We start from the raw sequence: 23,115 nt of genomic DNA, 5'->3' as shown, positions 1-23,115 counted from the left end.
AGAAAACAGGTATAACAGTGCGTAACCGTACGCAAGGGAGATTGCCGCAATGATTAATGAGACTTACAAACATATGATTGGCGAAAAATCCGTGATCCGCGAGATTGCGGAGACGGCCTCCGCGCGCCGGCGTGAAATCGGCGCCGGCAACGTGTTCGATTTTTCGCTGGGCAATCCCAACGTGCCCGTCTCCCCCGCGTTTACGAAGGCCATGATGGACCTGTATGCCAACACGGATTCACAGACGTTGCACGGATACTCGCCGTCCACGGGCAACATGGCGTTCCGTGAGCGCATCGCCGATTCGCTCAACCGCCGTTTCGGCATGCAGTATGAAGCGAAGCACATCTTCCCCGTGTCGGGCGCGACGGCCGCGCTTGCGCACGCGTTGCGCGCCGTGACGATGATGGGGTCTGAAGTGATCACGTTCGCGCCGTTCTTCCCCGAGTATCGCCCCTATGCGCAAGCGTGCGGAGCGTCGCTTACGGTGCTTAACAGCGATCCCGACACGTTCCAGATCGATTTCGAGGCGCTCGAATCCACGATCAACGAGGGCACGGCCGCCGTGCTCATCAATACGCCGAACAATCCCAGCGGCGCCGTCTACAGCGAGGACACGTTGCGCCGACTTGGCGAACTGCTGGAACGCAAGCAGCGCGAATTCGACCACGACATTTTCCTGATCAGCGACGAACCGTACCGAGAAATCGTGTTTGACGGCGCGTCCCAGCCGTACCCAAGCAAGTATTACCGCAATACGCTGAGCTGCTATTCATTCTCGAAATCATTGTCGATTCCGGGCGAGCGCATCGGCTATGTGGCGATCCATCCCGAAGCGACGGATGCGGACTTGCTGGCCGTCATATTCGCCCAAATCAGCCGCACGATCGGCCACAACTGCCCGTCGTCGTCGATGCAGCTGGCCATTGCCGAAATTCCGGACGCGACAAGCGAACTGGGCGTATATGAGACGAACATGAATTTGCTGTATGACGCGCTTGTGGATCTCGGCTTCACGGTCACGCGTCCCGGCGGCACGTTCTACATTTTCCCGCGCACGCTTGAGCCCGACGCCGTAAGCTTCTGCAAGAAGGCCATGGACTACGACCTGTTCATGGTGCCGTCGAACAGTTTCGGCATGCCGGGCTTCATGCGCCTGTCCTATTGCATGGAAACCGCGCAAGTGGAGGCGGGCATTGAGCGCCTCGCCAAGTTCGTGCGCGAAAACTACTAGCACTGCGTTTCCAAGCGGGCGGCCCGGCAATCCGTGCCGGGACCGCCTCCCAACCGATGGCCGCCCGCTTGGAGCATTGATGTGCTGGTGATTTACTTGTTGCCGCCGGCCTTGTTGCCGGGCAGGAAGGAACGGATGTCCTCCAACACATGCGGGGCGTGCTGCGTGCGCATTGTGGAGTAGGCGTTGATCAGGCGGCGCTGCTGGTAGGACAGGCGCTTGTGCAGATCTGCGGAAATCTCCTGTGCGCGGTCGTCGGCGTTTGTGATATGCACGTCGGCTTTCGCAATTTCTTTGCTCTTCCAGCGCTTGATGTCCGTTTCGATCGTGCCGAGGCGGTTGTGCAGCGAACGCAGGCCCGCGATCGTCACAGCCAAATCGGCCAGCAGAATGACCAGCAGCACGGCGCTGACCACCGTAAGCACGACAGGCGGGATCAGGTCGATGACGTCCTCCACATGCGGCTGCACGAGCTCCTTGACGAGCGTGGCGCCCAAGCCGAACGCGATGAACCCGTTCAAATAGACGCGGCCGTTGATATTGAACGGCTTGTTGCTGTAATCCCAGAATCGGACATGGAACATTTTCTCGATGGACCATGAGGTCAGATATTCCAACGTGCATGCGAGTACGCCGCTACTCAGGAACACGGCGAGCCACTGGTGCTCGTCACGCAGCGCGAAAATCACAATTACCGCGCCGAATCCGTAAATCGGGCAGATCGGACCGTTGAGCATGCCGCGGTCCACGAACCGTTTTTTCGTGAAAATATTGAGTACCGTTTCCCACACCCAGCCGACGAAACTGTAGAGCAGGAACCACAAAAAGACACGTTCTATTTCAATCAATACGTATGGCATTGTTTTACTGTAGCGTTCTGCCGTAACGAAATGGCGCTTGCGGCCACGTTGCGTTTGTTTACAATAATATTTCGGCAATTTTGATACGGAGGGGCGGATCATGGATACGATTCTTGATTACGTACGCAACGAAACGCGTTCGTTTGAAGAATTTCCATTCAACGACGCGGACGCGCTCGTTTTTGCGCTGCTCACCTACGACAGGATTCCCGACCAAGTGCCGTCATTGGCGTCCATAGAACAGCGTTACGGCACGTTGCGCGCACGGTTGCGCGCGTTCCGCCTGCGCCATCCGCTCCAGTCCGTGCGCACGCTGCGCCGGCCACCATTCCACGGATTGCCGATGGAAGAAGTACAGAAAGACGTGGTGGTGTGGGAACGGCGCCATCCCGACATTGTGCAGGGCACCACGGGATTCGTCAGCGCCGAACTGTGCCACGATTTTTACCAAGGCGCCGCCAACAACCCGCGCTACGCGCAGATTCTCGTGAACGCGAAAGAAGAGATTTTCAGCGAGGACCAGCAGACGCAATTCGCTGTCGAAACGTTCCTGTTGCCGAACAACACGATCATCATTTCGTTCCGCGGCACCGACGATTCGTTCGTGGGCTGGCGCGAGGACTTCAACATGGCCTACCAGTATCCCGTGCCCGCCCAGCGCACGGCATGCGAATATGTGGAACGTGTGGCCAAACTATGGCCGCAGTACCGCATCGTGATCACGGGGCATTCCAAAGGCGGCAATCTGGCCGTCTATGCGGGCATGAACGTACGAGACGATGTCAAAGACCGCATTGAGCGCGTCTACTCGATGGACGGCCCGGGATTCCCGCGCAACGTGGTCGACAGCTACGAATATTCCACGATTGTGGACCGCGTGGTCAAAATCGTGCCCGAATCCTCGATTATCGGCATGATTATGCTCGATCCGCCCAGTGAACGCATTGTGGTCGTCAAAAGTGACGCGAGCGGCATTGAACAGCATTCCGCTTTCACCTGGCTTATGGACGGCGACCGTTTCGAAACGGTGCCCGAGCTCTCGGAAACCTCGCAAGTATTCAACACGTCGCTTAACGAATGGCTTATGGGCATGTCCCAGCGCCAGCGTGAAAAGAGCGTAAACGCACTGTTCCGCGTGCTGGAGGCTTCAGGCCGCAACAGCGTCTCCGCGCTCGTGGAATCGCCGCTCTTGTCATTGCCGCGCCTGTTCGGCACCTATGTGGGACTCGACTCGGACGAACGCGAATATCTCAACCAGGCCGCCATGCTCGTGGCGTCGGCATTGCGCTCGCGCCCGTCCGCACACACCGAGTCGGAACACACGATTGATCCGGACACGCTTGAGGAAGCCGTGGAGGACGCCGTCGTGGACAAGGCCAAGGACGAAGCCGCGCATGCGGACGGTTCGGACGAGCCGTCCGAGTCGGGGAAAACGGGTGCCGCGGGCCAGACCGGCGAGGCCTCGCAAAACCCGACCGAATGAGTGAAAAACCTCTCGAAAACCGCGCCATTTGAGGGCGCATGCCCCGACAACTTGGCCTCATTTGATAAAAGTAAATCGTTGCAAGCGAACAGCCGTCATACATTGACACCTATGGATACACTAGAGGCATACGACCACTTCGAATGGGGACTCGGAGCATATACTTGAGGTCTCAATCGGGCGATAATTCAATGTGCCGCACCCACGCACCAGACAAGACGCGGCCGCGATTGAGCAAGGAATCAGACTTCATATAAGAGGAGAACATAATGCCTAGGCCACGCCGAGATTCGGAAATCCTACCGGCCAAGGACCGTCTAGAAAACGCTTTTTGGGGATTGCTGAAAGACCGCGAATACCACCGCATCACGGTTACCGACGTGGTGCGCACGGCGGAAGTGAACCGCAATTCGTTCTACTACCATTTCTCCGGTCTTCCCGAGCTCGCTGATTCCGCAATTTTGCATGAGGTGGAAGACCTTCCCGTACCGCATCTGCCGCAAGTGGGCGTGGATCCCGAGGAAATGTGGCGCGACTATTGCAACCGTCTGTTCCACGATCCTGTTCAGCGCGAACGCCTTGACCGCATTGGATTGCTCACGGGCCCACATAGCTCCCCGGAACTGCATGACGCGTTGCGCGACTTCCTGCGCATGTCCATACTCTCCTCGCTTGGCTTGGACATGGACACGATGGACGTCAAGACGCTGATGCTCATGCACTTTACGATCGGCGGTTTGCTCAGCGTGATGGAAGCTTGGAACGAGGTCAAGTCGCGTCCGCAGATCGACGAGATGATGAGCGAGGATATTGCCGTGATCGCCATGGGCATCTACTTCTCCATGACGCAGGAAAACATGGACTCCTTCTGGCGCCACATGTTCAACTCCCCGCGTCCCGCGCGCACGAAGTACGCGATGGCCCGCATGACGGTGTGAGGTTCGCACTTCCGCCCATACGGTACATTCCGCCGTATGGCATATGAAAAGGCTCCTTATGAACGCTTCATAAGGAGCCTTTTGCGTGGTCTGGAGCATTACGCCCAGTAACACTTACGCCACCATTTGCCAGAGCATAAGCAGTCCGCACAGCACCATGAACGCGATGCTCGCGGGATTGCCGTACGCCACTTTGCCGGCCGTGCCCTTGGGCAGTTGGCATGGCGTGTGGTAGAACTCCGTGCGGTGGATGTTGCGGACGAAGAAGACGACGCCCACAATCGCCACGGCCATCATCACGAGCCCGTACAGAGCAGCCACGGAGACCACGCCGTTTTGCGCCGAGTAGACGAGCTCTTCCTGGCCGCCCACGGCGTTCACAAGCGCCGGCGCGATCACGGCGCCGTTGAGGTTGATGATCATATGCATCGTGATCGTCGTCCACAGGCTGCTCGTACGCATGTAAATGTAGCCGAACATGATGCCGATGCCGAACGCGTAGAAGAACTGGTAGATGTTCGCATGGAACAGCGCGAACACGAAGGCCGAGAAGATGACGGCCGTTTTCTCGCCGAACAGGCGCAGTCGTGAAATGATCTGCTTCCTGAACAGCCACTCTTCCACAATCGGACCCAGGATTACGGCGAACACAATGTCCACCACAGGACTGTGACCCATGAGTTGGGTAATGGGGTTGATAGTGTTCGGCGCGAACAGGCCCATGAACACCGAACCGATAATGTTGCCCACATACATCACGGCGAATGTCATGACCAAGAACACGATGTACTGCTTGGCCGAGAGCCCGAACCTACGCGTTTTGACGGGTTTGATGCCGCTCATGTTCCAGATGGCCAGCGGAATGGCCACGCCATACAGCGGAACGTCCGACACGAGATACATCATCGCGTATTCCGCCGAAGTCCCCGAATGGATTGCCGTCGAGAATATGTTGGAGAGCAACGCCGTAAGCAGGTACCAGACCACAATCATGACGAGCAGTGACGCGGCGACGCGCGTATAGCGCTTGCGCGCAAGGGCGATGTTGCGCTCGTCTTGCGGAGTGCGCTGCTGGTTCATGGCTTGCCGGTACGGGTAAGGCATCGGCGGCCCGAACGGATTGCCTTGCGGCGCCCAATTTGGCGGCAGGTTCGGGTGTGGTGGCTGGTTCGGTGCGTTCACATTAAACCTCATTCATGATGGATGATTTTGGGTCAGTCGTTGTCCGCGGTTACCGACTGGTTGAACAGTTGCGCTCCATCCTGCGTCTTGACCGTCAGGTGGACGGTGGTGTTGCCCGCGTCTCCGCAAATTTCATCAAGCGAATCGGCAAGGTCCTGCAGGTCGTTGTGCGCCTGCTGCGGCGTCATCTGGTCGATGACTTTCTTGGCCTGCGTCTCATAGCCGTTCTCAAGCGTGAGCGTGGTGGTGACCGTGTCGCCCTTGGCTGTCACGGACGTCTGCACGCCCTGCGGCAGCTGGTTCATGACTTCCTGGAGCTGCTGCTGAAACATCTTCGAATTCACGAGCTGCTCCACGTTCTGGTAGGCGTGGTCGTCGGCCTCTTGGTCGATGCGCGATTCAAGGTCGCTCGTATACTGCTCGAGAAAATCCTCATGCGGGGTCGCGGACTTCGAGGAGCGGGATGACGCGGCTTGGGACGAGGAGGAGGCGGAGCTCATCGGCGCCGAATTCATGAAGTTGTTGAATTCGCCGCTGACCGTCATGAACGCGAACACCATGGAGACCACGCTGATCACGATGCCCGCGATGGCCAGTCCGCGGCCCTTTTCCTTCGTCTGGTTGATCTTGACCAGACCGACGATGCTCAAAATCAGGCCGAGGATCGCGATGAAGAACGAGCAGACAAAACCGGCGATCGCCAAGCCGTTCCAGCGGTCCGGATGCTGCTGGTAGCGGTGCATCTGCATATAGTCGGGCACGGGTTGGCCCGGCTGACCCGGCTGCTGGTACGGATTTTGCTGGTACTGCTGTTGCGGCTGCTGGTATTGCGGAGCCTGATACTGCGCGGCCGGCTGCGGTTGCTGCGGCGGAATCTGGTCCGGCTGTTGCGGCTGGTTCTGCGGATTCTGCTGCGGCGGAAGTGGTTCCGGCTCGCCGTTGGGTTGCGTCATGATAGTTCTTTCTATTGAGTTACGAATTCTTCCTTCTCTAGTTCCCTACTATAACTGTCTTCCTTGGGACTACTACAGGATTCTCACTGAGAAATATGGGCGGACGCCTCCACGTCGCTGCCGCCTGTCGCGGCACGCTGTTCGAGCAAATCGCAGCCCGCAATCGCGCGCGCAACCGAGTCCATTACGGTCGACAACAGCACGTCTTTCTTGGCGAACGCGTAGATCTCGCCCGTTATTCCGTATGGTGTGAGCCCCGTAAATTTCACGATCGGCGACAGGTTCGGATTCATGACGTTCGCACAGTCTTTATTGACGAGTCCGAGCAGCGTCTGCGTCAGCATCTCGTCATCCGTACCGGACTTGGCGGTGAACGGAACTTTCACGAGCGACTCGAGCGACGGATCTATTTTTTCGACAGCGGTCGTACTCAGTATCGAATTTGGGATAAGCACCACGCTGCCCGACCGGCTGCGCACCACGGTCTGGCGCCACGTAATATCTTCCACGACTCCCGTAACGCCCGAAATATTGATGACGTCGCCCGGCGAAATGACTTTGCCGGCCATCAGATCGAAGCCCGAAATAATATTGGCGATCACATCTTTCAGGCCCAGCGAAACGGCAAGACCGCCGATGCCCAGCGCCGTGAACAATGTGGAGGGATTAATGCCGAAAATCGGCTGCAACACTGCGGTCAGCGCCAGCGCCACCACAATGATGCGCATCACGTTGATGAACAGTGACGCGTTGGGGATATTGGCTTTCTGCAATCCTTTGGCCATGATTCGGGCCAGCACGCGCGCCAGAATATAGGCGAGCACGGCCACGATCACGAGCCAAAGGATTTTCAGCCAGTTGTCACGAAAAAACGTGGTTACAGCAGTGAGAATGTCGTTGATCATAGGTCACTACTGTAACCGCACGCATGCGTGTGCGCGAAGGCGCACACCGCGAAATATTTAGCGCAGTACGCCTTCGATAAGCTTCGTGATGAGATCGGAATATGCGACGCCCGTGGCCTCCCACGCCTTCGGATACATGGAAATCGGCGTGAAGCCCGGCATCGTGTTGATCTCGTTGACCAAAATGTCGCCTTCAGGCGTCACAAACGTGTCCACACGGCTCAGGCCAGCACCGTCCACGGCGAGGAACGCGCGCACGGCCGTTTCACGCACACGCTGCAGCATGTCCTCGGGAAGGTCCGCGGGAACCTCCACATGGCTGGCGGCGGAGTCGGTGTACTTGCTGTCGAAATCGTAGAACTGGTCGTCGCCGCTGTTGCGCTTGTCGAGCACAATCTCGCCCGGCCAGCTGGCCTGCGGTTCGCTGCCCGGTTCCGGGCACAGCACGGCGCATTCGATTTCACGGGCCGTGATGCCCTGTTCCACGAGCACGCGCCAGTCATGCTTGGAAGCTTCGAACACGGCGGCGGCAAGCTCTTCAGCGTCGTCGGCGCGCTCCACCTTCGTCACGCCGAAGCTCGAACCGGCGCGCGACGGCTTGACGAACAGCGGGTACTGCAGGTTCGCGGCACGCACCTGGTCGAGGAATGCGCGGCCCTGCGAAGCGAACTGGTCCACATCCGAATAGTCGCGCGTGTCCAGCGTGATGCCCGGAGACACGTGGATGCCGGCGGCGGCCAGCAGCACCTTCGTGTAATGCTTGTCCATGCAAGCGGCGGACGCCAGCACGCCACAGCCCACATAAGGCATGTTGAGCATTTCGAAGACGCCCTGGATCGTGCCGTCTTCGCCGTACGGACCGTGCAGCACGGGAAGCACGGCGTCAATGTGACCGAGGGATTCGAGCGTACCGTCTTCGTTGCGGGCGAGGAAACCGTCCTGGCCCAGCGCGAAGTCGACCACCACATCGCGGCTCGTGGACGTGCGCTTGACCACGGGCATACCCTGGGCCATGTCCCAAGCGCGCGGATCGTCGCCGTCCACGATCCACTGTCCGTCCTTGGTGATGCCGATGAGTACGGGCTCAAACTTGTCCGTATCCAGGGCGCGCAGCACGCCGGCCGTGGAAATACAGGAAATGGAATGCTCGTCGGCCTTGCCGCCATACATGATCGCGATACGACGTTTCGTCATAATCCCTCGCTTGAAATCCTTCTATGGTGCGGACCCGGTGGCCCGCGTCTCTTTGTTGAGCCTACACCGGAAACGTAACAAAGCGTTGGTGGATATGACGCTCGCGTAACGTTGCGGGTTTGGCGCGTACGGAACTTGTATGAAAGGAGCCTGCGAAGCATGTGCTCCGTAGGCTCCTTGCTATTGATGACTTGCTGTTCGGCTTACTTTGCAGCTCACTCTTCGGTGACGCCGGCCGGGAACATTTCCTGCAGCATCTGCTTGCAGGAGATGCCGTCGGCGATCACACGGCTCATGGCGTCGGCCAGCGGAGTCTGCACGTGGTACTTCTTGCCCAGCTCCACAACAGCGGAAGCCGTAGCCACGCCTTCGGCCACACCGTTGGAGACCTTGGTGGCCTCTTCAACGCTCATGCCCTTGCCGAGGTTGGCGCCGAACGTGTAGTTGCGGCTCAGCGGGGAACCGCAGGTGGCGATAAGGTCGCCCACGCCGGCGAGTCCGTCGAACGTCTTCGGTTCGGCGCCCGCGGCTTCACCCACGGCCTTGAGCTCGGCCAGGCCGCGCGTTTCGATCATGGCGGCGGTGTTTTCGCCGTAGCCCGCGCCATGGGCCATACCCACGGCGAGAGCCACCACGTTCTTCAGGGATCCGCACAGTTCCAGACCGACCACGTCCGGGCTCACGAAGGCCTTGAAGTAGTCCGTGGTGCACAGCTTGGCCACGGTGTAGGCGTTGGCGATTGTGGTGCAGCCGACTACGGTGGCCGCTGGTTCGCGAGCGGCGACCTGCTTGCTCAGGTTCGGGCCCGAAATGGCGAGGAAGCGGTTGGACGGCAGGTCCAGCGCTTCGCATACGACTTCGTCCATGCGCTTGCCCGTGGTGCGTTCAATGCCCTTCATCAGCGATGCCACGAGCGTGGTTTCGTCGATGAGATCCTTGAATTCCACGAGCGCTTCGCGCGCGTGCTGGGCGGCGATGGCCACCACCACAAGATCGGCGTCCTTGACGGCCTCGGCGCGGTCGCCCGTGGCGGTCATGTTGTCAGGAAGCTTGTCCACGCTGGGCAGACGCACTGGGTTACGGTGCTCCGTCTGGATCGCCTTGACGATCTCCGGCTCAATGGCCCACATCATCACGTTGTTGCCGGCATCCGCCAGCACTTGGCCAAACGCCGTTCCCCAAGCGCCCGCGCCCAGTACAGTCACATTCGCCATTATCGGTCCCCTTTCGTTGGGTGAGTAGTTGTCGGTAAGTCTGTGTCAGGCTTTCATGTCGCGGCCCGCGTCACGCTCCGCGGGTGTCACATATGGATCCGCCGTTTCCGGAACGCGTTTCATGAGACGGTAGTCGTAGAACGTGTCCGGCGCCTTTTCACCGCGGATGTCGGCCATGATTTCCTTCATGCGCAACCGGATGCGGCGGGCGAGTTCGTCGGCATAGGATTCCGGCGGTTCATCTCCCCATGTGTCGCTGTCGGCAAGCAGATCGGAATAGTCGAGCTGCGTATCGAAAGCCATTACGACGTTCTTGCGCGGCCACGGCCACCACTGGTTGATGCTGGCGGCTCCCCATACGGCTGTCACATACAGCGGAATTTGGCGTCCCATGCGGCGCGAAGCTTCCAAAGCGATGAAGCCCACACCGTTTTTCATGCTCATCGGCCACTTTTGCGGGTCGCGCGTCAGCGTACCCTCGGGCCAAATCGTAAGCGGACGGCCCGTGGTAAGAATCTGAATGGAGGTTTCCTCAATGGCGCGCGCCTGACCGCTGCGGCGCTTGACGGGCTGCATGCCCACGGCCTGGAACCATTTGCCGATAATCGGCCATGACGCCATTTCGGCCTTCGCCATGAACCTTGGTCGCCGTCCCATCTGGAATTGCGCGCACATGGGAACGAACACGTCGAACAGCGTCACGTGCGTGGCGGCGCAAATATATGGGCCGCGTTCCGGGATGTTGTCCAATCCCCACGCATACGGACGGCAACGGTTGCGCAGCACGCGCGCGCAGCCTTCGAGAAGCCGATGCGTAAGCTTCGGATTCTGGTCGTTGATCTCCACTTCATGCACGTTGCGCGGGCCTGTCGGCAGCCAACGCGTGGGATCCACCAGAACATGCTCGCGCCGCAATTCGGCGAGACGCTCATTGCTCAACGGTTTCACGCTCGAACGTGGTGAAGGTTTTCCTTTGGATGCCATGCCACCCATTGTGCCCCAATGAATGTACTGAACATGCGCACTGTTAACCGTGCGCTTATTTTTCGCATGCGGTGTAGTGGAAAGGAAAGCTTCATACAGGTAGGAAACGCCTCATACAGATAAGAAAAAGCCTCCTACTGGAAAATCCAATAGGAGGCTAGGTCATATGCCGTCACATAACGTCACATAACGTCAGGCAACTGGCCGGATCGACTAGTCGATATCCGCGCCCAGTGCGTGCAGCTTGCCGCGGAAGTCCGCGTAGCCGCGGTCGATGAGCGAAATGCCGTGCACGTTGGACGGACCCTGGGCGGCGAGCGCCGCGATCAGGTGGCTGAAACCGCCACGCAGATCCGGTACGTCAATGTCGCAGCCCGTCAACGGCGTTTGGCCGAAGATGACGGCGGAGTGCTCGAAGTTGCGCTGCTGGAAGCGGCACGGCAGGGAGCCGAGGCATTCCTTGTACAGCTGGATCGTGGCGCCCATTTGCACGAGCGGCTTCGTGAAGCCGAAGCGGTTCTCGTACACGGTTTCGTGCACGATCGACAGGCCCTTGGCCTGCGTCAGCGCCACCACCAGCGGCTGCTGCCAGTCGGTCATGAAACCGGGGTGCACGTCCGTTTCGATGGCCACGGGCTTCAGGTCGCCGCCCGGATGCCAGAAGCGGATGCCTTCGTCGGTGATGTCGAACTCGCCACCAATCTTGCGGAACACGTTCAGGAACGTCATCATTTCCGGCTGCGTGGCACCCTTGACGAAAATGTCTCCATGCGTGGCCAGCGCCGCGGACGCCCAGCTGGCCGTCTCGATGCGGTCGGTCAGGGACGTGTGCGTGTAGCCCTTGAGTTCCTTGACGCCTTCAATGCGGAACGTACGGTCGACGTCCACGGAGATGATGGCGCCCATCTTCTGCAGTACGGCCACAAGGTCCATGATTTCAGGCTCGGTTGCAGCGCCGGACAGTTCCGTCTTGCCTTCGGCGAGCACGGCGGCGAGCAGCGTCTGCTCGGTGGCGCCTACGGACGGGTACGGCAGATGGATCTTGGCGCCGTGCAGGCCGTTGGGCGCGGTGATGTGGATGCCGTCTTCGTGTTCCTTGTCCACGTGGGCGCCGAGCTTGCGCAGCGTTTCCAGATGGAAGTCAATCGGTCGGCCGCCGATGTTGCAACCGCCCAGCGACGGGATGAACGCCTCGCCCAAGCGGTGGACCAGCGGGCCCGAGAACAGGATCGGGATGCGCGAAGATCCGGACAGCGTATCGACATCGGCCACGTCGGCCAGCTGCACATGCGTGGCGTCGATCGTGACGATACCCTTGTCGCCGTCCACATCCACGCCCACGCCATGAAGGCGCAGCAAATCGGACACTACATGCACATCGCGGATTTCCGGTACGTTCTTTAAGACGGACACGCCCGGAGCCAGGAGCGCGGCCACCATCGCCTTGCTCACAAAGTTCTTCGCTCCACGCACTTTAATGGTGCCGTTCAGCGGCTTGCCGCCTTCTACGTGTAGCACGTCGTCTTGCTTCTCGACCACGTTGTACCCTTTCAATTCACACAGATTTCAACGCTGCGCACACGATCGGCGTATGCGAGGTTATACTTTCACTACAGCTCAACAAGGTATTCTATTTCAGGAACTGCCAAATACCGCGCAAAACGCCACAATTGCTCCACAATTCCCCGCGCCGTGAATCAAGCCGTAACCCAAGCGCAAACCAAGCCGCGAACCGTCTAAAAACTCTTCCGGCAAACTTTTGTAGAAATCGCAAAGAATGCCCGCGTTCATCTCATTACCGGCCCGTTATGTGGTTGGTTAGAACAAGGCACTGCTGCCAATACTGGTCAACGGCAAACATGGCCAAGCACGGTCGAATCCGGAATCAAGACCGTTAAGACTCAGGGCGTAACCTCAAGGTTTTACCAAGGTAACCCCCTACCATCCGTAACAGAAGTCGGCAGACCATCAATCTAACTGAAAAACAATGCGAAGGAGCATAAGGCATGACTACGGTTGCTGTAATCGGTTGCACCCACGCGGGAACGTTCGCCACCACCGCCATTTTGCAGGAGCATCCCGATTGGGACGTCCACGTTTTCGAGCGCAACGGCACGGTGTCGTTCCTTTCGTGCGGCATTGCGCTGTGGGCGGGCGACCATGTGTCCGACCCGAAGAAGATGTTCTATTCCTCCCCTGAAAAGCTGGAGGAAGCGGGCGCCCACATGCACATGAACACGAACGTGACGAATGTGGATATCGACAAGAAGACCGTGGAATATGAGGACATCGCCACGGGCGACGCCTCCACGCTCCAATTCGACAAGCTTGTGGTCACCACGGGCTCGCGCCCTGTGGTGCCGCCGATTCCGGGCATCAAGTCCCCGCACGTGCAGCAGTGCAAGAACTGGGGCGACGCCGTGCGCATCAAGGAGCGCATGGCCGGCGCCAAGTCCGCCATCGTGATCGGAGCCGGCTACATCGGCGCCGAACTGGCCGAACAGTTCAGCCTCGCGGGCATCGACACCACGCTGATCGACGGCCTCGACCGCGTGCTGGCCAACAACTTCGACAAGCCCATCACCGACCAGGTGGAAGCCAAGTTCCGCGAGCATGGCGTCGAGCTGGCGCTCGGCCAGAAGGTCGTGTCGTTCCACGACAACGACGACAACACCGTCACCGTCATCACCGAGTCGGGCGAGTACACGGCCCAGTTCGCCATTCTAGCCATGGGCTTCCGCCCGAACACGGATCTCGTGCGCGGCCAGGTGGACATGCTGCCCAACGGCGCGATCAAGGTGAACAAGTACATGCAGGCTTCCGTTCCGGACGTGTATGCGGCTGGCGACTCCGCCACCGTCTTCTACAACCCGACGGGCCAGCAGGACTACATTCCGCTTGCCACCAATGCCGTGCGCCAAGGCCTGCTCGTCGGCGCCAACATCGAGAAGCCGACGCGCGAATACATGGGTACGCAGGCCACAAGCGCCGTGCAGCTGTATGACCTGTCCCTCGCCGCTTCCGGCCTGACCGAGGCCGGCGCCGAACGCCGCGGACTTTCCGTCAACTCCACCGAGCTCGTTGAGGACTATCGTCCGGCATTCATGATGTCGACGGCGCCCGTCACCTCGATCCTGACCTGGGATCCCGAGACGCGCGAAGTCAAGGGCGGCCAGTTCTGCTCCGAAGCCGACATTTCCGGCGCCGCGAACGTGATTTCCATGGCCATCCAGGCGCACTTCACGATCGACCAGCTCGCGAACGTGGACTTCCTGTTCCAGCCGAACTTCGACCAGCCCGTGTATTACGTGGGCGCCGTGGCGATGAAGGCGTGCGCCGAATAAATCCATAAGCTAGAGTCTGAATCATGAGCGAACATGATCATGACGTACGCGCACAGCTCGGGGAAGGTCAGGACCGCCGTCCTCTCTCGATTTCCGCACGGTTGGGACGTCTTCAGTTCCATCATTCCGGAAAGTTCCGCGTGCTGCAGTTCGCGGATCTTCAGGACGGCCCGAAAGTCTCGAAGGACGCGATCGCGCTGATGCGCGCGGCATTGGAGGCGGCGCGACCGGATATCGTCATTTTTACCGGCAACCAGATTGCCGGGTACGATCCGGCCTACGCCGCCACCTACCGCAAGCGCCGCTGGCGGTCCACCAATCCGAGCGAAACCGATATGGAGCGCACGAAAGCGCTGGTACGCCAGCAAATCGGCCAATTTGTGCAACCGTTGATCGACGCGGGCGTTCCGTGGGCCGTCACGTACGGCAATCACGATTTTCAGTGCGGACTGAGCAACGCCGAATTGGACTCGATTTATCGGGAATTCGAAGGTTGCGTAAACGGGGACGCGAGTGAAATCGGCGACGCGACATTCTGCCAGGAATATTCGGCCGCCCTTCCCGACGAACTCATTTTCGCCTGTGAGCCGGGCACATTCGGACTGCCCGTGCTCAATGAACAGGGCACACGTCCCGTACTCGGCCTCGTCTTGCTCGACTCAGGCGATTACGCGCGTTCCGGCGGATACGGAACGCCGTCGGCGAGAGGATTGAAATTCCTGAAAATCTGGCCGCGGATTATGGGACGTTCCGTACAATCCGTCGTCTTCCAGCACACGGCGATGCCGCAGTATTATGAACTGTTCCGTCCCGTCGCGGCCAACGCGGCGCACGCGATCGAGGGCTACCGCATGTTCGCGGGCCAGCATTACGTGCTCGACGAGACGAAAGTGCGTCCTGGCGGCTATCTGGGCGAAGGCGTGAGCTGTCCGGACACGGACGACGGCGAGTTCGCGATCTTGGAAGACACGAAGGGCTATTGCGCGGTTGTGTCCGGCCATGACCACCGCAACGCGTTCGACGGATCCGTACAAGGCATCCGCCTGATCGAGACGCCGACGTGCGGATTTGAGGCGTATGGACCGGTTCCGGCCAAACGTGCGGCACGATTGTTCGAGTTCGACATTCGCCACCCGTTCAATCCGCGTACGCAACTGCTCGAGTTCGGCGAGCTTGTCGGCAAGCCGAGTTCCAAGAAGGCGTATGTGTACGGCATGACGGCCGCGTCGAAATCGGAAAGCGAAGGCGTGGACCTGCTGCACAAGCCCAGCTGGCTGCGGCGCTTCTTCACATCGCTCATGAAATCGTGATGTGCGCGCCGCAAGTGCGCATATAAAAGAGGGACCCGTACTTCATTGGTGCGGATCCCTCTTTGTATTCAAGGTCGGCGAGCCTCGTTGCTTACCTCAAAAGTCTGTACAGAATTTTGAAGCTCGCTTAGCGGCTCAGGCTCGCCTTGAGCAAAGCGTCGGTCAGGTACTTGCCTGCGCCCATGACCAGCGGCGCGTAACGGCGGCCAGGGTTGGTTCCCATACGTCCGGACGGACCGGAGATGGAGATGGCCGCGATGACCTGTCCCGAGGCGTTGCGAATTGGCGCGGAGATGGAGCATACGCCCTCATCGCGCTCGTTGATGGACTCCGCCCATCCACGCTTGCGCACCGCGGCAAGTTTGGCCGCCGTGAACTTCGCGTGACGCAGTCCCTGGTGCAGACGCTCGGAATCTTCCCAAGCGAGCAGAATCTGGGCCGCGGAGCCCGCTTCCATCGTGAGCATGGCGCCCACGGGGATCGAGTCGCGCAAACCGCTGGCGCGTTCCACCGAGGCGATGCACACGCGCTGTTCGCCCTGACGGCGGTAGATCTGCGCGGATTCGCCCGTGCGGTCGAGCAGGGTCTGCAGAATCGGTCCGGCAGCGGCCAGCAGGCGGTCTTCGCCCGCGGCGGCGGCCAGTTCCGCAAAGCGGGAACCGAGCACAAAACGACCGTGCTGGTCGCGCAATACGAAACGATGACGTTCGAGCGCGATGGCCAGACGGTGTGCGGTTGGACGAGCAAGTCCCGTAGCGGCGACCAGCTGACCCAAGGTAGCCGGGCCCGATTCCAGGGCGTCCAAAATCTTGACGGTCTTGTCCAGCACACCCACGCCGGAATGAATTTCATTGTCGGTCACGAGACGACTTGCTTCGCTCTTGGCCGGGCTGGGTGTCGGGGCATTTTTGATTTGCTGGAATACCTCAGCGTTCAGCGTAGTTGTTGTCATACGCACGATTATTACATCTCAAATACTGAAATTCCAAATCAGAGATATGCAGGTTTTGTGAATTCCCCCCGAATATGCCTTAAAAACCCTTGAAATCAAGCTTCTTTAGACTATTTTTATGATTTTTATCATGCACATAAAATCTCCTCATTTCACATCGTGACATTACGAAATGATTACAAATTCATATTCCCTAGTCTTGTCGCATTAGTCAGAAAAGTACGGAAGGTACATTATGGGGAAAACGCTTGCCCAAAAAGTTTGGGACGACCATGTTGTGCGGCACGGGAGCAATGGGGCGCCCGACCTGCTGTACATCGACCTCATGCTCATGCACGAAGTGACAAGCCCGCAAGCTTTTGACGGCCTGCGCGTGGCTGGGCGCACACCGCGCCACCCCGAATTGCTGATCGCCACCGAGGACCACAACACGCCAACGGTGAATATCGATTGCCCGAATCCGGACGCCACTTCCGCGCTGCAATTGAGCACGCTGGAACGCAACTGCGAGGAGTTTGGCATCCGCCTGCACGGGCTCGGCGACGCCGACCAGGGCATTGTGCACGCATTTGCGCCCATGCTGGGCCTTACACAGCCCGGCATGACCATTGTATGCGGCGACTCCCATACGTCCACGCATGGGGCCTTTGGCGCCCTTGCATTCGGTATTGGCACGAGTGAAGTCGAACATGTGATGGCCACGCAGACGCTGAGCCTGAAGCCCTTCAAAACGATGGCCGTCAATGTCAACGGCGTATTGCCGCCCGACGTGACCGCCAAAGACGTGATTCTGGCGATTATCGCCAAAATCGGCACGGGCGGCGGACAGGGATATGTCATCGAATATCGCGGCAGCGCCATCGAGCATATGACGATGGACGAGCGCATGACGATCTGCAACATGTCGATTGAAGCGGGCGCACGCGCCGGCATGATCGCGCCCGACGACACGACGTTCACGTATCTCAAGGGCCGTCCACACGCGCCGCAGGGCGAACTCTGGGACATGGCCGTCGACTACTGGAAGACGCTGCGCACGGACGACGACGCCGTATTCGACAAGGAAGTGACGCTGGAAGCCGCCGAACTTGCGCCTTTCGTCACCTGGGGCACGAACCCCGGCCAAGGCGTCCCGATTTCTCAAAGCATTCCCGACCCCGACTCGTTCGAGGACGCCACGCAACGCAACGCCGCACACCGTGCACTCGATTACATGGATCTGGAACCGGGAACGCCGATGAAAAGCATTCCCGTCGACACGGTATTCATCGGATCGTGCACGAACGGACGCATTGACGACCTACGCGAGGCCGCGGCCATCATGAAAGGCCGCAAGAAAGCGGACTCGATCCACCGCGTACTCGTGGTGCCTGCGTCGTCGCGCATCCGCATCCAAGCCGAAGAAGAGGGACTTGACAAGATCTTCGAGGAATTCGGCGCGCAATGGCGCAATGCGGGCTGCTCGATGTGCCTGGGCATGAATCCCGACCAAATGGTCGCGCATGAACGCGCCGTCTCCACATCGAACCGCAATTTTGAAGGACGGCAGGGCAAAGGCTCGCGCACGCATCTCGTATCTCCGCAGGTGGCGGCGGCGACGGCCGTCATGGGAACCATTTGCACGCCCGCCGATCTGCCCAGCCTGATGGAAGCTTAAGGAATACGCATGGAAAAACTTGTAAGCATTACGGCCACGGGAGTTCCGCTGCGCCGATCGAACGTGGACACGGACCAGCTGATTCCCGCCGTGTTCCTCAAGCGCGTGACGCGTACGGGATTCGAGGACGCGCTGTTTTACGCGTGGCGTCGCGATCCGAATTTTGTGCTCAACCAGGACGCCTACCGCGACGGCAAAATTCTCGTGGCCGGCGAGGAGTTCGGTATCGGCTCGAGCCGCGAGCATGCAGTATGGGCGCTGCATGACTATGGATTCCGTGTGGTCATTGCGCCAAGCTTTGCGGACATTTTCTACGGCAACACTGCCAAGAACGGCGTGCTGGCCGCAATTATGCCGCACGAATCGATTGAGCTGTTGTGGGACGAGCTTGAGGCGCATCCGGGCATGCAGCTGACGGTGGACCTGGAATCGCGCACGGTGACGTGCGGAGATACGGTACTGCCGTTCGAAGTGAACGATTATGTGTGCTGGCGCCTCATGAACGGGTACGACGACATCGACCTGACGATGCAGCACGAGGATGACATCGCCGCCTACGAAGTCATGCGCGCCGAACGGTTCCCGTTCAAGCCGCAGACGCTGCCCGCCGTTACGGAGGGCGAGGCATTCGTGACGTCCGCGCGCGAGCCCGAGGAGGAACCCGACTGGGCCGGCCCGATCTCGGACCGCTAGGAGGCTGATTTCGAGGTGCTAAGAGGTTAAATTCCAGACCGTTGAAGGGCCGGGGCGCGCAGAGGTTTCTGTTTCCTCTGTGGCGTCCCGGCTTTTTATTGGAGGATGGGATTCTTTCTCTGTAGTTTCTATTTCTTCTGCGCTGCTTCTTTTGCGTTGCTTCTTCTGCATTTTGAGACATGAAACCCGGCGTGCCTGTCGCAAAATGCAGAAGTTGGGGAAAGTGTTGAGGGTTTGTACCGCGGACGGTACGAGTTCTCCAAGGGTTTGGCCGGTTTGTGCGCCCACTGTACCGCGGACGGTACGGGTTCTCCAAGGGTTTGGCCGGTTTGTGCGCCCACTGTACCGCGGATGGTACGCAACCACCACGGATCGGGCAAAAGAGATACAGAAACAAAAAACCCTCGCCGAAGCGAGGGTTCTTTATTGGCTGGGATGCCTGGACTCGAACCAAGAATGGCTGAACCAGAATCAGCTGTGTTGCCAATTACACCACATCCCAATTTGGCAGGCGCTCCAACTGTTTCCAGTTGAAGGTCGTACCCCCGACCGGATTTGAACCGGTGTTGGCGCCGTGAGAGGGCGTAGTCCTAGACCGCTAGACGACGGGGGCGTTGTTTCCATTGCTAGAAGCAACAGAAAAGAAATATACGCGTCATGCACTCATTGCGCAAATCACGGCGTGTCGCGTGTATTTCCAACGGTTCATAGCCAGTTGGCCAACCGCCGCCCCATCATGAAGCAACAGTTGGCCAACTAATTTTTTGCGATTTTTATCGATTCCGCGTTAGCAGTTATCGATTCCGCGCCGGCAGGTATCGATCGCTACCGGCTGCGGACCAAAATCATCCGACGAATCACTTGGCAGCCTTGGCGGCCAGGATCTCGTCCACATGCGCGCGCAGGTTCTTCAGGCGCGCGATCGACACGGGCTTGCCCACGACCTCCATGGACTCGAACAGCGGCGGGGACACGCGGCGGCCGCTCAGGGCCACGCGCACAGGGCCGAAGGCCAGGCGCGGCTTGTAGCCGCCGTCCTCCACGAGCGCCTTGTTCAGCGTCTCGTGCAGGTTGTCGGTCGTCCAGTCGGCCTCGTCCACGGCTTCAAGGGCGGCGATGGCGGCGTCGAGCACTGCCGGGGCCGATTCCTTGATCTGCTTGTGGGCGTCGGCTTCGGGCTCCAGATATTCGTCCGTGCTCAGCAGCGAACCGACCATGCCCGGCACTTCGCCCAGCAGGCGCACGCGCGTCTGCACGAGCGGAGCGGCGGCCGTCAGGATCTCGCGCTCGCGCGGCGTCAGATCTTCCCACACCTTGGCGGACACGAGGCCCTCGCGGAACAGGTACGGGACAGAACGGTTCAGGAAGTCCCGCGGCTCGAGTATACGGATGTGCTCGGCATTGATGGAGATGGCCTTGTCGAGGTCGAAGTGCGCCGGGTTCGCCTTCACGTTGCGCACGTCGAACGCCTTGATCATCTCTTCCATCGAGAAGATGTCGTTGTCCGGGGAGATGGACCAGCCCAGCAGCGCCAGGTAGTTGAGCAGGCCTTCCTTGATGAAGCCGTTCTCGCGGTGCAGGAACAGGTTGGATTCCGGATCGCGCTTGGAGAGCTTCTTGTGGCCTTCGCCCATCACGTATGGCATGTGGCCGAACAGCGGCATTTCCTTGGAGACACCCAGCTCCATGAGGTAGCGGTAGAGCACAATCTGGCGAGGCGTGGAGCTCAGCAGGTCTTCACCGCGCAGCACGACGTTGATGTTCATCATGGCGTCGTCCACAGGGTTGGTAAGCGTGTACAGCGGATCGCCGTTCGGGCGCACGATCACATAGTCCGGTACGGAACCGGCCTTGAACTCGATTTCGCCACGGATCAGATCGTTGAATTTGATGTCCTCGTCGGGCATCTTGATACGCAGGGCCGGCTTGCGGCCTTCAGCGCGGAACGCTTCCTTCTGCTCTTCGGTCAGGTTGCGGTCGTAGCCGTCGTAGCCGAACTCCTTCGGGCGGCCCGCGGCCTCGTTGCGGGCGGCGATTTCTTCAGGCGTGGAGAAGGACTCGTAAGCGTAGCCGGCGTCGAGCAGCTTCTGGGCCACATCGGCGTAGATCTGGCCGCGCTCGGACTGGCGGTACGGACCGTCCGGGCCGCCCACGTTGATGCCCTCGTCCCAGTCGATGCCGAGCCACGTCAGGGCGTCGATGATCTGGTTGTAGCTCTCTTCAGAATCGCGCTGCGCATCGGTATCTTCGATGCGGAACACGAGCGTGCCGCCCGTGTGGCGGGCTTCAGCCCAGTTGAACAGCGCCGTACGGACCATGCCTACGTGCGGCGTACCGGTCGGGGACGGACAAAAACGAACACGAACGTTCTCTGGAAGCTGCGGCTTCACAGACTCTTGTAGATCTTCACTCATGAAGCACTATTGTGGTCTCACGTTCCGACGTTCGACCCACACCGTTCCGCCGTCCTGTCCGGCCCCGCAAACACGCTTTACAGCTCGACTTCCGGTTTGGTCGGATCGTCCTTGACGTGCGCGAATTTGGCGGCCAGCGCCTCCTTGTTCTTGCGCTCGTCCTCTTCCTTGGCGCGCAGCTTCGCTTCGGCGGCATCCCACAGCACATCTTCCTTGTGCTTGCGCCATTCAGCCAATGCCAACGGCGCGAGAATACGCGCGAACGCGAGCGCCGAATCGCCGGAGTCGCTGTACTCCCCGTTGCGCATCGCGTATGCGGCCAGCAGGCCGTGGATCTGTTCGGCCGTCGCGCCGACGCGCGGTACGGCCAGCAGTTCGCACAGTTCGTTCATGAACAGCAGCAGCGGCAGCGCGGCACGTTCGACGCGTTCCATTTCCTTGCCGTCCACGCCGCCGATTTCGTGGTCGGGCACGTGCGCGACGGCGCTGATCATTTTATCGACATGCACGATGATGCTCGCGAACCGCTGCGCAATGGCGTCGGCCTCGGTATTGAGCACGTACTGCTCGTCCTGCTCGATGGCGGCTTGCATGTCGTTCTGGAAATGCTGGGCCAGCTCCTGCACACGTTCCACAGTCTTGTCGCTCCAGCCCGCTTGCAGCAGGTCGGCGGCCTCGAGCAGCACCGTCACGTCCAGCGAGTCGCTGTAGGTGTCCATCGCGTCATACGCATCGTTGGCGGCCAGCAGCGCGTCGACAATGCGCTGCGGGCAGCCCGGAATTTCGTCGGCGCCTTCGTAGACGTATTCGGCGTCGTTCATGCGTACGCTCTCGCCTGTGGTGATCGTGGCGATCGCGCGCGTCAGGCGCACCTGCAGGTCCTCTCCGTAGCGCGCGTCGTTATCCATGTATTCCGCTTTGGTCAGCGGCCACAGGCGCATGAGTTCGCTTGCGGCCCCGCACGCTTCCCTGATCTGGCTCGTCGCGGCGATTTGTTGCGTCAGCTGGTCCATGAGTATCCCCTGTCTTTTGTATTGTGGCTCGTCACTTCACGCCGGCGGCCGGGTCGACGTACGTGATCGACAGCACGCGCTTGGTTTCGGAATCGAATGTGATGGACGTGATGGAGGCGAGCGCCGTGTGGCGCAGCAGCATGTTGTGTTCCGGATGTCCCGTTTCCAGCAGGTGACGGAACGACCAGATCGGCGACTCGTGGGAAACGACGATAATTTGCTCGCCCGCGTACTGCTCGATTTTTTCGAAACTGAAATCGCGCACGCGGTTCGCGATTTCGCGGTACGTCTCTCCCCAGCTCGGTTTCCACAGATTCTTGACGAGGCGCCAGTTGCCGTTCTTCCAGAGTGCGCCTTCGCCGTGTCCGATGCGCTTGCCCCTGAATTCGTTGCGCGCCTCGATAATGCGGTCGTCCGTGATCAGTTCCAGCGGCTGTTCGCCTCGCGCCTGGCGCGTGGCGTTAAGCGCCGTCAGAATCTCGCCGGCCGTTTCCCTGGTACGGTCGAGCGGCGAGGAGTAGACAGCGACGGCCGTGTTGATTTGCGGATTTTGCGCGATGTAGCGTCCCGTGGCGCGCGCCATGCGCACGCCTTGTTCGGACAGATGGAAGTCGGGAAGGCGTTCATAGAGCAGATGGTCCGGATTGAAGACTTTGCCGTGGCGAACAAAATTGATAGTGGTGGCGCTCATGAAGGCTCCTTTCCGTCCCGAATGCTTGCTGCACTTCACTGTACGCGGTTTTACTGTAACAAACTCCAGTCCCGGAAAACTCTTACGGTGAGCG

The 23,115-nt window shown here is 59.6% G+C and carries 19 protein-coding genes and 2 tRNA genes; 7 read left to right on the top strand and 14 right to left on the bottom strand.

Annotated elements, in window-relative coordinates; genetic code table 11:
- Positions 1 to 49 precede the first annotated feature (49 nt).
- A complete protein-coding gene (locus BMAGN_RS04280; RefSeq protein WP_022859945.1) occupies positions 50 to 1,234 on the top strand; it encodes a pyridoxal phosphate-dependent aminotransferase in 1,185 nt (394 codons plus the stop codon).
- 92 nt (positions 1,235 to 1,326) lie between these two features.
- Here the strand turns inward: BMAGN_RS04280 and BMAGN_RS04275 are convergent, their stop codons facing one another.
- Positions 1,327 to 2,094: a putative ABC transporter permease gene (locus BMAGN_RS04275; RefSeq protein ID WP_022859944.1), complete on the bottom strand. Its 768-nt coding sequence runs from the start codon at positions 2,092 to 2,094 to the stop codon at positions 1,327 to 1,329.
- Positions 2,095 to 2,194: 100 nt separating this feature from the next.
- On the opposite strand from BMAGN_RS04275, the gene BMAGN_RS04270 reads away from it, so the two are divergent.
- A complete protein-coding gene (locus BMAGN_RS04270) occupies positions 2,195 to 3,577 on the top strand; it encodes a DUF2974 domain-containing protein (RefSeq protein WP_022859943.1) in 1,383 nt (460 codons plus the stop codon).
- Positions 3,578 to 3,846: 269 nt separating this feature from the next.
- Positions 3,847 to 4,515, top strand: a complete 669-nt coding sequence (locus BMAGN_RS04265; RefSeq protein WP_051126640.1) for a TetR/AcrR family transcriptional regulator — start codon at positions 3,847 to 3,849, stop codon at positions 4,513 to 4,515.
- A gap of 114 nt (positions 4,516 to 4,629) precedes the next feature.
- Here BMAGN_RS04265 and BMAGN_RS04260 read toward each other — a convergent pair whose 3' ends face one another.
- The 7 genes from BMAGN_RS04260 to murA form a co-directional block, all read right to left on the bottom strand.
- Positions 4,630 to 5,697: a CPBP family intramembrane glutamic endopeptidase gene (locus tag BMAGN_RS04260; protein WP_160257212.1), complete on the bottom strand. Its 1,068-nt coding sequence runs from the start codon at positions 5,695 to 5,697 to the stop codon at positions 4,630 to 4,632.
- 32 nt (positions 5,698 to 5,729) lie between these two features.
- On the bottom strand, positions 5,730 to 6,650 hold the full coding sequence (locus BMAGN_RS08405) for a DUF4190 domain-containing protein (RefSeq protein WP_022859942.1): 921 nt from the start codon (positions 6,648 to 6,650) through the stop codon (positions 5,730 to 5,732).
- Between the two features lie 83 nt (positions 6,651 to 6,733).
- Positions 6,734 to 7,555 (bottom strand): mechanosensitive ion channel family protein, encoded by an 822-nt coding sequence (locus tag BMAGN_RS04250; protein ID WP_022859941.1) that lies wholly within the window; start codon positions 7,553 to 7,555, stop codon positions 6,734 to 6,736.
- 57 nt (positions 7,556 to 7,612) lie between these two features.
- A complete protein-coding gene (locus BMAGN_RS04245) occupies positions 7,613 to 8,749 on the bottom strand; it encodes a D-alanine--D-alanine ligase family protein (protein WP_022859940.1) in 1,137 nt (378 codons plus the stop codon).
- A 215-nt stretch (positions 8,750 to 8,964) separates the two neighbouring features.
- Positions 8,965 to 9,963, bottom strand: a complete 999-nt coding sequence (locus tag BMAGN_RS04240) for an NAD(P)H-dependent glycerol-3-phosphate dehydrogenase (protein WP_022859939.1) — start codon at positions 9,961 to 9,963, stop codon at positions 8,965 to 8,967.
- A gap of 45 nt (positions 9,964 to 10,008) precedes the next feature.
- Positions 10,009 to 10,947 (bottom strand): lysophospholipid acyltransferase family protein, encoded by a 939-nt coding sequence (locus BMAGN_RS04235; RefSeq protein ID WP_022859938.1) that lies wholly within the window; start codon positions 10,945 to 10,947, stop codon positions 10,009 to 10,011.
- A 213-nt stretch (positions 10,948 to 11,160) separates the two neighbouring features.
- Positions 11,161 to 12,486, bottom strand: coding sequence for a UDP-N-acetylglucosamine 1-carboxyvinyltransferase (gene murA, locus BMAGN_RS04230; protein WP_022859937.1), 1,326 nt, complete (start codon positions 12,484 to 12,486; stop codon positions 11,161 to 11,163).
- Between the two features lie 467 nt (positions 12,487 to 12,953).
- On the opposite strand from murA, the gene BMAGN_RS04225 reads away from it, so the two are divergent.
- Complete coding sequence (locus tag BMAGN_RS04225) at positions 12,954 to 14,291, top strand: NAD(P)/FAD-dependent oxidoreductase (RefSeq protein ID WP_022859936.1); 1,338 nt, start codon at positions 12,954 to 12,956, stop codon at positions 14,289 to 14,291.
- 23 nt (positions 14,292 to 14,314) lie between these two features.
- Positions 14,315 to 15,601 carry a metallophosphoesterase gene (locus BMAGN_RS04220; RefSeq protein ID WP_022859935.1) on the top strand — a complete coding sequence of 429 codons (1,287 nt, stop codon included), beginning with the start codon at positions 14,315 to 14,317 and terminating at the stop codon, positions 15,599 to 15,601.
- A 127-nt stretch (positions 15,602 to 15,728) separates the two neighbouring features.
- On the opposite strand, the gene BMAGN_RS04215 is transcribed toward BMAGN_RS04220, so the two are convergent.
- A complete protein-coding gene (locus BMAGN_RS04215) occupies positions 15,729 to 16,553 on the bottom strand; it encodes an IclR family transcriptional regulator (protein WP_034250345.1) in 825 nt (274 codons plus the stop codon).
- 235 nt (positions 16,554 to 16,788) lie between these two features.
- Between BMAGN_RS04215 and leuC the strand changes: the two genes are divergently transcribed.
- Positions 16,789 to 18,210, top strand: a complete 1,422-nt coding sequence (gene leuC, locus BMAGN_RS04210) for a 3-isopropylmalate dehydratase large subunit (RefSeq protein ID WP_022859933.1) — start codon at positions 16,789 to 16,791, stop codon at positions 18,208 to 18,210.
- Between the two features lie 9 nt (positions 18,211 to 18,219).
- The gene (leuD, locus tag BMAGN_RS04205; RefSeq protein WP_022859932.1) at positions 18,220 to 18,903 is read left to right on the top strand and encodes a 3-isopropylmalate dehydratase small subunit; all 684 of its coding nucleotides are present in this window, start codon (positions 18,220 to 18,222) and stop codon (positions 18,901 to 18,903) included.
- Between the two features lie 427 nt (positions 18,904 to 19,330).
- Here the strand turns inward: leuD and BMAGN_RS04200 are convergent.
- The 5 genes from BMAGN_RS04200 to BMAGN_RS04180 form a co-directional block, all read right to left on the bottom strand.
- Positions 19,331 to 19,405 (bottom strand) — tRNA-Gln (locus tag BMAGN_RS04200).
- A gap of 38 nt (positions 19,406 to 19,443) precedes the next feature.
- Positions 19,444 to 19,516 (bottom strand) — tRNA-Glu (locus tag BMAGN_RS04195).
- Positions 19,517 to 19,760: 244 nt separating this feature from the next.
- The gene (gene gltX, locus BMAGN_RS04190; RefSeq protein ID WP_026502051.1) at positions 19,761 to 21,317 is read right to left on the bottom strand and encodes a glutamate--tRNA ligase; all 1,557 of its coding nucleotides are present in this window, start codon (positions 21,315 to 21,317) and stop codon (positions 19,761 to 19,763) included.
- 77 nt (positions 21,318 to 21,394) lie between these two features.
- Complete coding sequence (locus BMAGN_RS04185) at positions 21,395 to 22,330, bottom strand: hypothetical protein (protein WP_022859930.1); 936 nt, start codon at positions 22,328 to 22,330, stop codon at positions 21,395 to 21,397.
- Positions 22,331 to 22,361: 31 nt separating this feature from the next.
- Positions 22,362 to 23,021 (bottom strand): histidine phosphatase family protein, encoded by a 660-nt coding sequence (locus BMAGN_RS04180; protein ID WP_022859929.1) that lies wholly within the window; start codon positions 23,019 to 23,021, stop codon positions 22,362 to 22,364.
- Positions 23,022 to 23,115 lie beyond the last annotated feature (94 nt).

Source organism: Bifidobacterium magnum, assembly GCF_000741255.1.
GTDB lineage: Bacteria > Actinomycetota > Actinomycetes > Actinomycetales > Bifidobacteriaceae > Bifidobacterium > Bifidobacterium magnum.
The sequence above is the reverse complement of the archived record's forward strand: the minus strand, read 5'-3'. Positions and strand labels throughout refer to the sequence as shown.

Coding starts and splice junctions, on each gene's coding strand:
- gltX (WP_026502051.1), bottom strand. CDS start 21,317: ATGAGTGAAGATCTACAAGAGTCTGTGAAGCCGCAGCTTCCAGAGAAC.
- BMAGN_RS04235 (WP_022859938.1), bottom strand. CDS start 10,947: ATGGCATCCAAAGGAAAACCTTCACCACGTTCGAGCGTGAAACCGTTG.
- BMAGN_RS04245 (WP_022859940.1), bottom strand. CDS start 8,749: ATGACGAAACGTCGTATCGCGATCATGTATGGCGGCAAGGCCGACGAG.
- BMAGN_RS08405 (WP_022859942.1), bottom strand. CDS start 6,650: ATGACGCAACCCAACGGCGAGCCGGAACCACTTCCGCCGCAGCAGAAT.
- BMAGN_RS04275 (WP_022859944.1), bottom strand. CDS start 2,094: ATGCCATACGTATTGATTGAAATAGAACGTGTCTTTTTGTGGTTCCTG.
- leuD (WP_022859932.1), top strand. CDS start 18,220: ATGGAAAAACTTGTAAGCATTACGGCCACGGGAGTTCCGCTGCGCCGA.
- BMAGN_RS04240 (WP_022859939.1), bottom strand. CDS start 9,963: ATGGCGAATGTGACTGTACTGGGCGCGGGCGCTTGGGGAACGGCGTTT.
- BMAGN_RS04250 (WP_022859941.1), bottom strand. CDS start 7,555: ATGATCAACGACATTCTCACTGCTGTAACCACGTTTTTTCGTGACAAC.
- leuC (WP_022859933.1), top strand. CDS start 16,789: ATGGGGAAAACGCTTGCCCAAAAAGTTTGGGACGACCATGTTGTGCGG.
- BMAGN_RS04225 (WP_022859936.1), top strand. CDS start 12,954: ATGACTACGGTTGCTGTAATCGGTTGCACCCACGCGGGAACGTTCGCC.
- BMAGN_RS04280 (WP_022859945.1), top strand. CDS start 50: ATGATTAATGAGACTTACAAACATATGATTGGCGAAAAATCCGTGATC.
- BMAGN_RS04220 (WP_022859935.1), top strand. CDS start 14,315: ATGAGCGAACATGATCATGACGTACGCGCACAGCTCGGGGAAGGTCAG.
- BMAGN_RS04215 (WP_034250345.1), bottom strand. CDS start 16,553: ATGACAACAACTACGCTGAACGCTGAGGTATTCCAGCAAATCAAAAAT.
- BMAGN_RS04185 (WP_022859930.1), bottom strand. CDS start 22,330: ATGGACCAGCTGACGCAACAAATCGCCGCGACGAGCCAGATCAGGGAA.
- BMAGN_RS04180 (WP_022859929.1), bottom strand. CDS start 23,021: ATGAGCGCCACCACTATCAATTTTGTTCGCCACGGCAAAGTCTTCAAT.
- BMAGN_RS04270 (WP_022859943.1), top strand. CDS start 2,195: ATGGATACGATTCTTGATTACGTACGCAACGAAACGCGTTCGTTTGAA.
- BMAGN_RS04265 (WP_051126640.1), top strand. CDS start 3,847: ATGCCTAGGCCACGCCGAGATTCGGAAATCCTACCGGCCAAGGACCGT.